This is a genomic window from Marinobacter sp. DUT-1 (assembly GCF_050379415.1).
GTDB lineage: Bacteria > Pseudomonadota > Gammaproteobacteria > Pseudomonadales > Oleiphilaceae > Marinobacter.
On sequence record NZ_JBNRLS010000001.1, the window covers coordinates 26006 to 40761 of the forward strand.

Annotated in this window: 14 protein-coding genes; 3 read left to right on the forward strand and 11 right to left on the reverse strand. The window is 49.2% G+C overall.

Annotated elements, in window-relative coordinates; translation table 11 throughout:
- Position 1: 1 nt before the first annotated feature.
- The 6 genes from ACQUTG_RS00120 to ACQUTG_RS00145 all read right to left on the reverse strand — a co-directional run bounded on the left by ACQUTG_RS00120 (position 2) and on the right by ACQUTG_RS00145 (position 5572).
- A complete protein-coding gene (locus tag ACQUTG_RS00120; RefSeq protein ID WP_428917468.1) occupies positions 2-1033 on the reverse strand; it encodes a sulfotransferase in 1032 nt (343 codons plus the stop codon).
- A 47-nt stretch (positions 1034-1080) separates the two neighbouring features.
- Complete coding sequence (locus ACQUTG_RS00125) at positions 1081-1770, reverse strand: WbqC family protein (protein ID WP_428917469.1); 690 nt, start codon at positions 1768-1770, stop codon at positions 1081-1083.
- A complete protein-coding gene (locus ACQUTG_RS00130) occupies positions 1767-2867 on the reverse strand; it encodes a DegT/DnrJ/EryC1/StrS family aminotransferase (protein ID WP_428917470.1) in 1101 nt (366 codons plus the stop codon). Before ACQUTG_RS00130 ends, ACQUTG_RS00125 begins: the two co-directional genes overlap by 4 nt.
- Positions 2864-3736, reverse strand: coding sequence for a glucose-1-phosphate thymidylyltransferase RfbA (gene rfbA, locus ACQUTG_RS00135; protein WP_428917471.1), 873 nt, complete (start codon positions 3734-3736; stop codon positions 2864-2866). Before rfbA ends, ACQUTG_RS00130 begins: the two co-directional genes overlap by 4 nt.
- Before the next feature lie 83 nt (positions 3737-3819).
- Complete coding sequence (gene rfbB, locus ACQUTG_RS00140; RefSeq protein WP_428917472.1) at positions 3820-4914, reverse strand: dTDP-glucose 4,6-dehydratase; 1095 nt, start codon at positions 4912-4914, stop codon at positions 3820-3822.
- 250 nt (positions 4915-5164) lie between these two features.
- Complete coding sequence (locus ACQUTG_RS00145; RefSeq protein ID WP_428917473.1) at positions 5165-5572, reverse strand: hypothetical protein; 408 nt, start codon at positions 5570-5572, stop codon at positions 5165-5167.
- Positions 5573-5710: 138 nt separating this feature from the next.
- On the opposite strand from ACQUTG_RS00145, the gene ACQUTG_RS00150 reads away from it, so the two are divergent.
- On the forward strand, positions 5711-7072 hold the full coding sequence (locus tag ACQUTG_RS00150) for an MBL fold metallo-hydrolase (RefSeq protein ID WP_428917474.1): 1362 nt from the start codon (positions 5711-5713) through the stop codon (positions 7070-7072).
- Complete coding sequence (locus ACQUTG_RS00155) at positions 7072-8004, forward strand: sulfotransferase family protein (protein WP_428917475.1); 933 nt, start codon at positions 7072-7074, stop codon at positions 8002-8004. Before ACQUTG_RS00150 ends, ACQUTG_RS00155 begins: the two co-directional genes overlap by 1 nt.
- Here ACQUTG_RS00155 and ACQUTG_RS00160 read toward each other — a convergent pair.
- Complete coding sequence (locus ACQUTG_RS00160) at positions 8001-8837, reverse strand: polysaccharide deacetylase family protein (RefSeq protein WP_428917476.1); 837 nt, start codon at positions 8835-8837, stop codon at positions 8001-8003. The two genes, ACQUTG_RS00155 and ACQUTG_RS00160, sit on opposite strands and share 4 nt — an antisense overlap.
- Before the next feature lie 222 nt (positions 8838-9059).
- Here ACQUTG_RS00160 and ACQUTG_RS00165 point away from each other — a divergent pair, with 222 nt between their 5' ends.
- Entirely contained in the window at positions 9060-10175 is a 1116-nt protein-coding gene (locus tag ACQUTG_RS00165) for a glycosyltransferase (RefSeq protein ID WP_428917477.1), read from the forward strand.
- A gap of 43 nt (positions 10176-10218) precedes the next feature.
- On the opposite strand, the gene ACQUTG_RS00170 is transcribed toward ACQUTG_RS00165, so the two are convergent.
- From ACQUTG_RS00170 to ACQUTG_RS00185, 4 genes are all read right to left on the reverse strand, one after another.
- On the reverse strand, positions 10219-11298 hold the full coding sequence (locus tag ACQUTG_RS00170; protein ID WP_428917478.1) for a UDP-N-acetyl glucosamine 2-epimerase: 1080 nt from the start codon (positions 11296-11298) through the stop codon (positions 10219-10221).
- A 75-nt stretch (positions 11299-11373) separates the two neighbouring features.
- Positions 11374-12249, reverse strand: coding sequence for a glycosyltransferase family 2 protein (locus tag ACQUTG_RS00175; protein WP_428917479.1), 876 nt, complete (start codon positions 12247-12249; stop codon positions 11374-11376).
- Positions 12246-14174: a hypothetical protein gene (locus tag ACQUTG_RS00180; RefSeq protein WP_428917480.1), complete on the reverse strand. Its 1929-nt coding sequence runs from the start codon at positions 14172-14174 to the stop codon at positions 12246-12248. Before ACQUTG_RS00180 ends, ACQUTG_RS00175 begins: the two co-directional genes overlap by 4 nt.
- 69 nt (positions 14175-14243) lie before the next feature.
- Positions 14244-14669: a pilin gene (locus tag ACQUTG_RS00185; RefSeq protein ID WP_428917481.1), complete on the reverse strand. Its 426-nt coding sequence runs from the start codon at positions 14667-14669 to the stop codon at positions 14244-14246.
- Between the last annotated feature and the right edge of the window lie 87 nt (positions 14670-14756).

Below are 14756 nucleotides of genomic sequence, written 5' to 3' on the forward strand. Positions count from 1 at the left end.
ATCACTGTGAATGCCATGCTTCAGTAGAGGCGGGCCGCCTGTATACTCGCTCCGCATCTTCCTGCGAATACTCCTCTAATCGCCAACGATTGGTATTAGAAAAACTTGCCTCCCCGGCGTATGCCGGCACCTGCTCCGCACTCACTCCACCCTGCTCAATCAGCCGGCGGGTAATTTCGTTGTAGTAGTACTCCGGCCGCTGGCAGAAGTCTTCGTACTGAACCACTAGCTTCTTGTGGTCTGGTAACGCGGCAATGCCCTGTTCTATTGAGCGGTTGATGGCAGCGATCTGCCCGGCGACGGATTCCAACGGGCTCAGGTCTTTGAGGTGCGGGTATTCTTTGATCTTGAATGAGTACCAGGTATTGATGTCACCGTACTGGCGTTTTCGGGCTTCCAGCGCAGACTGGATGTTGAAGATCGGGTTTCGGCGGATCCAAATGAACAGGGGCTTATTGAATTGTTCAGCCAGTTCCGGGATGTTCTGGTTCATGATCATGGCTTTGATGGCGAACGGTTTTTTAAAGATGTTCGCCAGTGCGTTCAGTTCGTCCCGGAGGCCGGCCAGATTGGCTTTTTGCCATAACTCCTCGGCCGGCATGTAATCAAATTCGTCGAACGGCAGGAAGCGGCGCCAGAAGTACCAGAACTCGTTCGGAGCCAGTGCGCCCTTGGTTTTGCCGTTGTCGGAGCTGAAATTGATGTCCGAATTGAAGTCCAGAATTTCGTTGCGGAAGTTGTAACGCGGGTCCGTCAACAGTTGCTGGATTTTTGCGCCTACCAGCGGTGCTCCGAAAAACCGGGACAGCATGTTGGTAGGGTATGCGACAAGGCCGGTGTTGGCGAGCCATTGTGTGAATAACGTAGTACCCGAACGGAGCGGACCGACAATGAACATTTTTGAAAATTGCTCTGATGAATTCGCCAAATACCCCTCATTGGCACCAGCAAGATTGCCATTCAACTCTGTTAGCAAAGCTTCGAGATCGGACACTCGCGAAAATTGTTCTGATCGCTCTTCTTGTTCAGCCATAACGTTACTCATTTGCCATTAAAAATGATGTGACTTCCGTTAGCTCACTACGCCAACTCATAGCGCCGCAGGAAGGATTTCACCTCTTCCGGCGAGCAGTTCATCAAAACATCAATGATCGACAGGTTTGGAACGAACTCCACCCCGCCTTGGTAATATTCCACCGGCAACGAGTCAACAAATTTCAAATCAATTCCTTTCTCGAGGAAATCCTGCTTGCTGTATAAATTTCTCCCACCTGGTGCGTTAATGTAACTATCTGCGCCGAAGTGCTGGCATAGAGCTATCAGACGATCACGGGCATTCACGGAGCGGCCATAATCGATTTCGCTCGTCTTCTTAATATTCTTTTCGATATCCAGGTACGAAAAAATTTCTTCAAAGCTTTTCTTGCATACGGATGCGATTGATCGATCTGGAAACTTCAAGGTTTCCCTAACTATCGGAAAGATATTTTCAAAGTAAGGGGCCCTGGAGTAGCTATGCTCAATAGTTTTAAGCACCTTATCTACGTCTTCTGAAAATTCTAGCTCGGAGAACAATTTATTTTGAGAAGCTCCGGGGACAGGCACCGTAAAACGCGTCACTCCGCTTGGAGCCAAGACATTATTCCTATTGACGAACCCACGCTTTTTGTATGCAACGTCATCATAAATCAGAAATAGATCGGCGGCGTATATGAGGTGAAAATAGCCGATGTAGGGAAACAGGTATGGCTGCATAACCGCTAGCTTCATGCCTTTAGCTCCACCTCTATCAGATGGACCACCCGGTTCTGGACTTCAGGTTCAAGGTCCGCGTATATCGGCAAACACAGTATCCTGCTAGCAATGTCCTGAGACACCGGCTGCGCTACCTGCGCTTCCAGGCACGCCACCGATTCCAGTGAGGGGTAAAAATACCGCCTTGCCAGCACTCCATTTTCCTTGAGTGTGGCAGCCACACGCACGGCCTGTTCTTCGCTTTCGAACACCACCGGGAAGTAGGCGAAGTTGTAGTCAAGGTCTTCATGCCGGGCCTGCAGCTGGAGATTTTCCGGCATTGCTAGCTGGTAGCTCTGCCATACTTGTTTGCGTGCTTGCAGGTTTGCTTCCATTTCATCCAGCACACACAACCCCATCGCCGCCTGCAGTTCATTCATCTTGGCGTTGATGCCCAGCTCTTCAATGCTCTCCGGCCCGGTGATGCCGAAGTTGATCATTTTCTTCGCCCGCTCCAAGTCTTCCTTGCGTTTGAAAATAATCGCCCCGCCCTCGCCAGTGTGGAACAGCTTGGTGGCGTGGAAGCTGAGAGTGGCGGCGTCACCATGTGTGAGTAGGCTCTCGCCTTTGTAGTTCACACCAAAGGCGTGGGAGGCATCGTAGATGACTTTCAGGCGGTGCTTCTGGGCGATGGTGTCGATGGCTTCTACATTACAGGCGTTACCGAATACGTGTACGGGTACGATGGCTCGGGTATTCTGCGTAATGACCGCTTCAATGTTGGTCGGATTCAGGCACCAGGTGTCCCGATCTATGTCTGCGAATACCGGTTGCACGCCTTCCCATTTCAGGGAGCTGGCGGTGGCTATGAAAGAAAAAGGAGTAGTGATGGCTTCCGGCTGTGCACCAGGGGCCGTATCGTTCACGCCCAGAGTGCGATAGACAATTTGAAGGGCCAAGGTGCCGTTGGAGACAAGCAGCAGGTTCGCAACACCAAGGTACTCTTCCAGCCGCTCGGTGAGCTCCTGTACCAGTTGGCCGTTATTGGTTAGCCATTGGCGATCGTAAATGCCGTCTATGTAGCTTTTGAGCTTTTCCCGGTTGGGGAAAAAAGGTTTGGAGACCGGAATCATTGTGCGTCTTCCAGAAGATCTTGCAAATATTCGCCGTAGCCGTTTTTCTTGAGCTGGGCCGCTTGTGCTTTTATTTGACCCGGTGTTAGCCAGCCCTGATTAAAGGCGATTTCTTCAAGGCAAGCGATCTTGTAACCTTGGCGCTTTTCAATCGTCTCCACAAACTGCGCCGCTTCCAGCAGACTTTCATGGGTGCCGGTGTCCAGCCAAGCGAAACCCCGGCCCAGTAACTCTACATTCAGGTTGCCTTGTTCGAGATAGGCCCGGTTTATGCAAGTGATTTCCAGCTCACCACGGTGGCTGGGCTTTACCTGTTTGGCGATATCTACCACGCTGTTGTCGTAGAAGTAGAGGCCAGTTACGGCGTAGTGGGATTTTGCATGCTGTGGCTTTTCTTCTATGGAGATGGCGCGTTTATTTTTGTCGAATTCTACCACCCCGAAACGTTCCGGATCTTTTACCTGGTAGCCGAATACGGTGGCACCTTCAGTACGCTCTGCAGCCTGCTTTAGCTTGGGGGTGAAGCCCTGGCCATAGAAAATGTTGTCGCCCAGCACCAGGCATACACTGTCGCTGCCGATGAATTCTTCACCAATGATAAAGGCTTGGGCCAGGCCGTCCGGGCTTGGCTGCACTTCATAACTCAGATTGATGCCAAACTTTTCACCTGTGCCCAATGCGCGCTTGAATCCAGCCTGGTCTTCCGGGGTGGTGATGATCAGGATGTCCCGAATGCCCGCCAGCATGAGTACTGAGAGCGGGTAATAAATCATCGGCTTATCGTAAACTGGCAACAGCTGTTTGGAGGTTCCCAGTGTGATGGGATAAAGACGTGTGCCGGATCCGCCTGCCAGAATAATGCCCTTCATAGTATTTTCTATCTCTGCCGTTAAATAGGGGTCAGATGAAGGTTTTCATCTGACCCCGGCTGTTTCTCGGAAATCCAGCCACCTCAGGACCTCATGCCCAGGCGCTCTCTTTGATAGCTACCATTCTGAACGCGCTGGCACCAGTCGAGGTTATTCAGGTACCACTCTATGGTTTTCCGAATACCGGTTTCGAAGGTTTCTTGGGGGCTCCAACCCAGTTCTCGCTGGATCTTGCTCGCATCTATAGCGTAGCGCCGGTCATGTCCGGGGCGGTCCTGAACGAAGGTAATCAAGTCCCGATAGGGCTTATCACTTGGGCGCAGTTCCTGCAGGATATCGCAAATAGTTTCCACCACCTCAATATTCCGCCTCTCGTTGCGGCCACCGATGTTGTAGGTTTCACCTGGCACGCCCTCTGTTACTACTTTGTAAAGCGCACGGGCATGATCCTCAACGTAGAGCCAATCACGGATCTGATCACCTTTCCCGTAAACGGGTAATGGCTTGCCGTCCAGAGCGTTCAGTATCATCAAGGGTATGAGCTTTTCCGGAAAATGATACGGACCGTAATTGTTACTACAATTGGTAACCAACGTAGGCAAACCGTAAGTGCGTTTCCACGCTCTTACCAGGTGATCGGAACTGGCTTTGCTGGCCGAGTACGGACTGCTCGGTGCATAAGCAGTCTTTTCGGTGAACAACGATAGCTTGTCCCCGCTCTCTGATGCGGAGGGCGAGAGCACTTCATCAGGATGTGGAAGATCACCAAAAACCTCGTCGGTGCTGATGTGGTGGAAACGAAACTTCTCTGAGCGTGTCGCGCTCAAGGTTTGCCAATACTGGCGTGCAGCTTCCAGCAGAGTGTAAGTACCTACAATATTCGTCTCTATGAAAGCCGCGGGACCATCGATAGATCGGTCGACGTGACTCTCTGCCGCCAAATGCAGCACCGAATCTGGATTATGTTGTTCGATTACACGATCAACCTCCGCCCGATCACAAATATCCACACGCTCAAAGCAATAACGCTCACTATCACTCACTTCAGCCAGGGTCTCGAGGTTGCCCGCATAGGTGAGTTTGTCGAGGTTAATCACTTCATCCGTCGTATTTCTGATGATATGGCGAATGACGGCGGAGCCAATGAAGCCCGCACCACCCGTCACAAGTATTTTCATCTCGACAACTCTCCCTTTCAGGATTCAGGCACGCTACCGCCCCACCAACCAACATCAGTGTAATGAGGCACTAACAACCAAGCGCATTGCAAACCGAAGGCAAGCCACTGGAACAAGAAAATACGGAGAAATGTCGAGATTCTACGCCATTCCTGCCAGTATTTCAGTTACCGGCGGTAAAGGTATTCCCTTTAACAGAAAAGGCCAGAGCAACGCTCTGGCCTTCAGAAAAACCCGTGAAAGATTGAAATCAAACGCGCTCTTGGTAGTGGCGCCGCCGAAATACCACCATCAACCGCCACGCATGACTACGCCCCCAGTCATACAGCGCAAAAACTCCAATAAAACCGGTGAACATCAACCACTCGCGCACAAGGAAATACTCTCCACCCAGCCCCACACCGGCAAGCAGCAGCCCAATCCCGGTAATCATGATCAGCGCCTCCCTACCGGAGAAGCCAGCCCGCATGCAAATGTGATGCAAATGCCCCCAATCCGGGTTCATCACCGACTGCCCCTTACGGGCCCGGCGCATCATGATAGCCACCATATCCATCAACGACAGAGCAATTATCCACAACGCCGTCACCGGCCGGAACGCCATCTCACCCGGCTGAGTGCCGTTGACCAGCAACCACACCACGGCAAAGGCTTTCATCTAACCCCATTTTCGGGCCATAGTATTACTTGCATGTGGGGAACAGAGGCAAGCTTTCTTCTAATCCCAAATTAGGCCCCAGGGGTCTGATGAAATCCTTCATCTGCCCCCATCTTCACCAGAAACAAGGACGCCAACATGAAACTTCGCTTCCTCGGCGGCACAGGCACCGTCACCGGCTCCCGCTACCTGCTCTCGGACGAGAAACACCGCATGCTGGTGGATTGTGGGATGTACCAGGGCGTGAAAACCCTGCGCCGGCGGAACTGGGCGAAGTTTCCGGTGGATCCGTCCACGATTGATGCTGTGGTACTGACCCACGGGCATATCGACCACTCCGGATACCTTCCTGCGTTAGTGAAGAACGGCTTCAAGGGCAAGATCTACTGCACCAAGGCGACCCATGAGCTCTGCAAGGTGTTGCTGCCGGATGCAGGCTACCTACAGGAAGAAGACGCCAAGTACGCCTACCGCAAAAAGTTCTCCAAACACGAACACCCTGAGCCGCTGTTTACGGAAAAGGACGCCTGGGAGGCTCTGAAGCATTTCGAATCCCTGCACTACCATGAAAAGTTCGAACCGGTGAAAGGTTTTGAAGTGACGTTTACGCCCGCGGGCCACATTCTGGGTTCCTCTTGCGTGCATGTTCATCACAAGGTCGCTGACCGCACCGTGGTGTTCAGTGGCGACGTAGGCCGGCAGAACGATCTGATCATGCGCCCGCCAGAACCCATCAATAAGGCGGATGTACTGGTGTGCGAATCCACCTATGGGGACCGTACCCATGGCGAGGTGGATCCGGAGAAGGAGCTGGAAGAAATCATCACCCGCACTGCCGGCCGCGGAGGTCTTGTGCTGATGCCAGCTTTCGCCGTTGGTCGGGCGCAGATGCTTCTTTATGTGGTGCACAAGCTGATGAGCGAGAAGCGGATCCCGAAGCTGCCCGTTTACCTCAACAGCCCGATGGCAATCAAAGCCACGGAAATCTTCTGCAAACACCACAAGGAACACAAGCTCAACACCAGCCAGTGTGAGCTGATTGACGATAAAACTGAGTTTGTGCGGACGGTGGAACAATCGATTGAGCTGGATTCCGTGCGGTATCCCTGCATCATTATTTCCGCAAGCGGCATGGCCAGTGGTGGGCGGGTGCTGCACCATCTCAAGACGCTGCTGCCAAACCCAAGGAACAGCATCGTGTTTGCGGGGTTTCAAGCGCCTGGTACGCGGGGGGATGCTTTGGTGAATGGTGCAGAGTCGGTGAAGATTCACGGCGAGTATTGGCCGGTGAAGGCTGACATTTACAACTTGGACTCAATGTCTGCCCATGGGGATTACAACGAAATTCTGGAGTGGCTTGGGCAGGGATCACTGAAACCGGAGAAGGTTTATGTGACTCATGGGGAGATCGTAGCTAGTGATGTGATGCGGAAGCGCATTGCCGAGAAGTTTGGGTGGGATGCTGAAGTACCGGAGTTGTATGAGGAGGTTGAGGTTTGATGGTTTCACCAAGACGACCTGATTTCATCATCATTGGAGCCCCACGGTCTGGCACTACCTATATTGCCAGGAATCTCGATAATCATCCCTCAGCTGCAGTTGTGACAAGTAAGGATGATCCCTTTGCCAACGACATGCACTTTTTCGACACGAACACACCAAAGGGAAAAACCAACTTTGACAGGGGTTGGGACTGGTATCTTGAGCAGTTCCAAGCCTTTTCGAAAGATATCCTTGTAGGCGAGAAAACTGCGGATTACCTAACTGATCCCGATGCACCAGCGTTGATAAGCCGTTTTTTACCTGACACAAAGCTAATTGCGATACTGCGCAATCCGATCGAACGAGCACAATCGCACTTCTGGCACTCTCGACATCGGCTGCCCACAGGGTTGACCTTGGCAGATTTGGCAAAGCGAGGTGAGGATTTCAACGATGTCTGGGTCCTGGAATCCGGATTTTACGCTCGTCAACTAGAGCTATATCGTGAATATTTTGAGGAAGATCAAATGCTGCTCCTGATTCACGAGGATATCGAACGACATCCGCAGCAAACACTGGAGCGGTTATTCAAGTTTCTGGAATTAGATTCCAAGAATGCCGATTACAAAGACGCAAAAAATAAAATTAACAGTGGTTCAAGTAGTTTCGCCTCTCAGCTAGTTGCAAAGGCAGGGGCACGTCTTAGAAATTTGTTCCCGGGCCTCTACTACCTCTTGCTTAACGGCAAGCTCTCAGTAATCACGAAACCTATTCTCCAAATAGCCCGTGGGAAACAGGTAAAGCCCAAAGCAGGCAAACAGGAAAGCAAACAATATCCAGAAATGGATGAGGAGACCCGCAGGATTCTTTGGGAGCTTTACTCGGAAGATGTGAAAAAATTGTCTTCTATCATCGGCCGCGATCTTGTCAAGGATTGGAGGAGTCTCTAATTAATCAGATCAGAGATTTTAACGAACTGCCCCCCGAGACTTTGCCACGTTTTGATAATAGCTTTCAGCATAAAGTACCCCTGACCGCCGCTGAAGCATGGGTGGTCATATAAAACGTACGTCTGATTTGCGTTTATAAACTCTTCCAGGATATCTGGGAGATCTTTGGGATCAAGCCCCTTTGCAACCAGGTATTCGACGAACCCAATGGCTCCAGGTTCTCCTAGCATCCCGGTAGTTATTTCAATGGGAGCCACGGAAGCCTCGACCTGATCCCCAAGAGCTGGGAGCGCCCAACCGTGACGGTCTGCGACCGCTTTAAAACCCAACTCCCGCAATATCTCTGACAGAATGTCGGGGTTGGTAAAACCTGGTGATGCAAAAATCTTAGGTCTTTTGAGCCCCAGTGCTTCCATCCGTTTAATTCCCCAGTCCAGTTCCGTCCTTAGTCTTGCTTCGGACCACTCCCTGGCTCCGTGGTGCCATGCTGAATGGTTTTTCCCACCATGGAGTCCCAAATCATGCCCCTGAGCCTCTATATCTTTCAGCTCATTTCTCCCCACTTTGCTAACAAGGGGGTCCATAATTACTGTCCTTAGGAGGCTCGGCCAACCAAGTTTACTGCTGGCCGCCAGGCTTTCCGCTTTTATGGCTCCTGCGGCCCCTCGTTCCAGCCGCGAACGAACCACACCAGACCAATTCACGGCTTTGCCAAGATTTGCGAAAAATGTCATCGGCAGGTCCTCTTGCCTGGCCAATGCCAGAAGTGGAGGAACGCCTTTCTTTAAACAAGCAATTGTATCGATATCAAATCGTAAAATGAGCCTAGACATTCAACACCCCATCCCCTTGAATGGAGTGCCTATTAAACAAGAACGAAAAAATCTGTTTATCAGCGAGAATTAAAACCAGGCAGCCCAAGCGCCTCCATGACCCAAGCCGCACTCGCTTGACCAGGATTTCTATAACGGTAGTATGCATTGTCATTCCACAAAAGATCCGAGAATTCGGAGGAGCATCGCGCGCATCTGGCAACGCGAGAACCAAGGGGTATCATGCCAATAGATTACTCGGAATTGAACATTATCTTCCATCATCCTCGGCCGATTACGGCTAACGGACTGACGGGAAGCCAGGTCAGACCTTACAAGATGCTCCAGGCTTTCAAAAAGTTGGGCGTGAACGTACTTGAGGTCACAGGAGAAATTAGATCACGCTCAGCCAGCATGGATAGCGCGAGGAGAATGATAGAAGAGGGGAAGCGTTTTGATTTCGTCTACACGGAAAATTTGACCATCCCCTTTGCGATGTCTGAAGAACACCGTCTTCCAACTCACCCCTTTTTAGACCACAGCTTTCTTGCCTTCTGCAACTCAAGGAACATCCCCGTAAGTCTATTTAACAGGGACGTCTATTGGCGAGACAAGGCCTATAAAAAGATGCTGCCTTGGTGGGGCCGCTTGGTCACAATACCTCTGCATTGGTATGACTGGTGGTGGCATACTCGTTACCTGAACACACTCTACCTTCCCTCTGAAGCTATGGGCAGGGCTCTACCCTGGATGCACAGTTTCAAGAACGTCAGATTTCTGCCTCCCGGAACAGAAATCCCCGAAAAGCCCCGAGACCCCAACATAAACTCGCCAATCAGACTTTTTTACGTGGGCGGAATCAAACCGCCAAACTATGATTTAAGACCACTTTTGGCTGCAATGAGTAAAACAGACGCTGCCAACCTCACGGTTTGTTGTCGAGAAAGCGAATGGGACCATCTCAAGGATATCTACATTCCATTACTTTCTGATCGTGTGAGCGTCGTCCACCGGAGTGGAGCCGAGCTGGATCAGCTATATGAGCAGAGTGATTTATTTATTGTCGTTCGCGACCAGGGAACATATCTTGATTACTCCGTTCCGATCAAACTCTATGAATCTTTGGGCCATGCTCTACCGGTTCTGTGCAACCCGGGAGGGGAAACTGCACGAATCGTAGATTCAGAAAAGCTGGGCTGGATAAAGGACCCAAACGAGATACCCGACTTTCTTGCAACACTTGCAAAGAACTCCGAGCTGATCAAACAACAAAAAGAACTACTGAAGAAGCTTCGTCATAATCATACCTGGACGGAGAGAGCAGCTAAAGTATGCAAAGATATGACATTACGAACTTGAAGTTTGCCTCCCCAACTGGGAAGAATCATGGGAAGATTTGAAATCAGAAATAGGACTCTAAATCCTTTACGATGATCTCGGATGGGCTTTTATCACTCAGGAGACTAGGTTTTCGATAATTCTCGGGGTCGGAAAAAAATTGTTCAACAGAACGCTCGGAATAATTCGATAAAAGAACGTTATTACCCACCCCCTCAGTTCGTTCAGTGCTCTTTCGCATCACTAAGCATGGCAGCCCCAAGTAACTGCTCTCTTCCTGGTTGCTACCGCCATCAGTGACGAGAAAGCGGGCTCTGGCTAACACCCCTGCAAACTCGAAATAGCTGAAACGCTTTCTTAACTCAATGCCTGGCTCAGAGCTCAATTTTTCGTATAGGCCAGTGTCTCTTAGGCGCTGCTCTGTAGGCGGATGCATCACAAAAATCATAGGATAACGCCGGGATTGCTCAATAATTTTTTCAACGATCCAAGTCAACCGTTGAGTATAAAAGATATTTTCATAACGGTGGATAGATACTATTCCATAATTCGAAGGCACTGATGAAACTGACGCCTGGACTGCATGACGCGTGGCATCGAGCATTGTATTTCCAAAGGTGTCAATCACTTTTTTTCTTTTCTCAAGGAACACAACATTTTTGACCGCACTTGCGCCCGGACAGAACAAGATGTCAGCCAACCTGAATGTTGCTACACGGATCAGCTCTTCAGGAAACGGATGCAAAAAATTGAATGACCTAAGGCCACTCTCAACATGACCACACTTAAACCCCATACGTTTTGCAGCCAAGGCGCCTATCACCGTGGATAATGTGTCTCCATGCACAAGCACAACATCCTTGTCGCCTCTTTTTCTACCACTCCAGCATGAGGACGACTGTCCAGTCCGCTTCAGACAATTGAAAATCCACTTTGGAACCTGAGTTTTTTGCTTTATATCAGGACCGTTATCCAGATAAAAATCAGGATCAGGTAACGAAAAATCAGCTAGAATATCTTCTATAGTCTCTCTATGTTGGCCTGTATGGATAAAATTATAACCAACCCCTCTATCCAGCAAGGCCCTCATTATCGGGGCCATTTTGATTAGCTGAGCTTTTGTTCCGATTAGAATATGGATCATGCCAAACAGGTCTCTTTTTCGAAATACAGGGCTAATCCTAAAACTCCGAAAAGTTAATTTCCACCAACCGCCGCCTTATCTAGCATCATCCTGATCTCCACGAGCATACATCAAGGACGTAATCTGCTCAGAAACCAAGCCAACTAAAAAGATGGTCAAAGATGTTGTAAAAAGCAAAGCACTCATATTCGTGAATCGACCGAAGGAGAAGTATGTGTACCCATAATAACTCGCACCCAATAAAAACAAGAAAAATGATATAGGCACAAACAACTTCAGAGGTGAATACAGAGTTCCGATCTTAAAGATAATCAGAAGGAAACGAATACCATCCTTAATCGGTCGAATGTGGCTTTGACCTTTGCGCTTTGCTGCATGAATAGGTACATATCCCACACTGTATCCGGCCCTGAAGAACGCCATTGTTGATGTTGTCGGGTAAGAAAAGCCATTAGGAAGAAGATTTAGAAATTCCAGAAACTTATGTCGGTTAACGGCCCTAAATCCAGAGGTAAGATCCTCCACCTTGTGGCCGGTCATGTAAGTGGCCAATCCGTTATAGAACTTATTAGCGACTCCCCTACCGATTGTGGCCTGGGAGCCTGATTGTCGAGCACCCACGACGAGGTCGAACCCCTTTGATAGTTCGTCAAGCAGACGAGGGATGTCTGTCGGATCATGCTGCCCATCTGCATCCATGAAAACGAGGACATCCCCTTTCGCAGCGCGTGCACCTGCTTTTATCGCTGCCCCATTGCCCTTGGAGTATGGGTTCGTTATCACAACAGCCCCTTTCTCGAGGGCAATCTCTCCGGTTAGATCAGATGAACCGTCATCCACAACTATCACTTCTTCCTGAAGGCCACTAGAGATAAGCGCCTCTACCAGACGTCCAATCGAGTCGGCTTCATTTTTGGCAGGTATAACCACTGAAACCTTAAAATCTTTCAATCCTTAACTCCTTCTTCCAATCTGCCTGAACTCACAAGAAAAAGTCCCCGCAGTCGCTCAATTTCATTACTGTAAGCCAGGAACTCAAGCTCCCCGGAGATTTTACGTTGTGCCCCGTCTAATAGGGTTAGTGCAGCATCATACTGTCCATCAGCAGCATGGTAGCGAGCAAGCAGGACAATCTCTGAGATTGATCGAATGCGATCTGGAATATTTTCTATAGCCTTAATCGCTTCTGGCCAGGAACCCTGATCTGCAAAAATAAGCGACTTCAATATACTGAAATTTTTCCTTCCTTTGTAAGCACTGTTTCTCCAAAGCATATCTACATACGAAATCAGGTCTTCGCGAGAAAGGTATCCACATCCATCAGATCCGGATCTCATCACCCTCCAGACCTCTTTAAGGGCCGGTAAAACACCTCGATCGTACCGCGATTCTGAGAACACCTTTAAGAATTCTTTCTTTTCAGGAAGTGGAATTCTATCATCAAGACATTGCAACAGAATTAACTGTGCATACGTACCAGCATATTTTCCGAAGTCTTGGTTAACGCTATATAAAACGTTGGCCGCACTCATATAGTCGCCTTCATTCGCGAGATGGGCAGCAAACTCCTGTCGAGCTCTGATTGAACCCGGCCTTTCTGTCACCGCGGCAACTGCAAACTTCTTCGGGTCCCCCCATGTAGTCGCCTCCGTCGCTCCTACAAGCGTAATCCAACAACCCCATATAATAAGTGAGCCTTGGACGAAAACCCTCAGTCGATTTCGATCATAGTTGCGCCGAGTGAAAAACTGACCAGCGCCAAGAGCAACAGCAATAACTATTCCTACAGAAGGTAAGTAGTTCCTGTGTTCGAAGTAAAGCTCGAGTGCCAGTACAGTAGACTCCAGCAGATGACCAGTAAGGAAGAAAAGAATTGCAAAGGACAGTAGTCGATAGCGAGTCATGAAACCGACTACGACAATGGATACCAGACCAATCAAGGAAATACCAACTACTATCCAGCTCTCAATTAAAGCTCGGTAAGGAAATCCATCGTTGTAGAGATTAATTCTGGCATTCGTTGGAAACAATATTTTGGCCACATAGTCAAAGAGTATGATTATTTCAGCCAAAAGGCGCTCGCCTAATGAAAATTCTCTGTAGCCATAGCCTCCAAAGAGCTTTCCGATCATCAGGAGATATATAACAACAGTCAAAAAAGGAAAAATCAATACAACTGATTTCCAAGCCTTGTTTAGTTGGGGCCGGCATCGGGAAAAAATGGAAAATTCCAAAACGAGCACGAGCAACCCAACCAGAATAGCGGTTTCCTTAGCAAAAATCCCTATATAGCCAAATGCGATGAAACCAGTTGCAAGAATATACTCTCGCTTCCCCCAAGCAACACGATTTACTCTTAGATAACAGTAGCCCACTAGCGCAACAAGGCACATTAAAGTTGACAGTAAAACCATCCTCTGAACGACATAAAACACCGTGCTCATATTGATTGGAAGAACCAACCAAAAAAAGGAGGCGACAGCACAAAAAAAGAAAACACTCTCTTTCTTTTCTTTATTTTGATCAAGCTCAATCTGGCTAAGCAAAATTGCTAATGCATAAACCAGCGTTCCATTCGCAATATGGATAATCAAGTTTACTAGCTTGAAATTAAAAGGACTTTCTGGCCAGCTACTTGACTGCATCAAGAAGGTAATAAATGATAAAGGCCTCCCACTACCACCAACCGGAACATTTATTAAATAGCTTAAAGCGGACGACAAGCCTACCTGACCATCAGGGAGACTTTCGAGATTAGGATAGTCATCGAGATAGAAGGCGCCATAGAGTCCTGGCCATAAGATATAAACTGCAGCTAAAAGAAATAGGAAAAAAGAGAGGTGGGCGCCAAAACTTTGGAAAGCTAGTTTTTTCACGGGGTTCATCCAATAAAAAGCCGCTCCGGATAAAGGAGCGGCTTTTCGTTATCTGCGACTAAAGATTTTTTACAGGCACGGCTTCGGAGCAATTGCGTTCGGGACAGTACAACTCCAAGACCAAGTGCTGTCACTGGTGGTGAATGTAAGAGTCATAGTAGTACTACCAAGCTTTTCTGCAACACTACCAGCAGCCTTGAAGGTAGCGACGTACTCGTTGGCTGCGGTATTTGCGGTGATAGAACGCACATACTCACCAGAAGTAGTCACTGAACCCAGGTCGCCGATTGCCGGAACAGTGCCATTGTTCAGGTAGTACTCAGCCACCGGTGTCTTCAGACCGCCAAGCAGAGTAGCACCTTCTGAAGCCTGCGAACGAGCGATATAGTCTTGGTAGGCGGGGATTGCAACCGCAGCCAGAATACCGATGATCGCCACAACGATCATCAATTCAATCAAGGTGAAACCTTTCTGCGCATGATTCATTTTTTGCATTTCAATAAACCTCGTGAGTTCTCAGTTTGCGTTTTTATAGCCCGGGGGCGGTGGAGCTCGGCCCCGTTACCGCGTTGAGGGTGACTG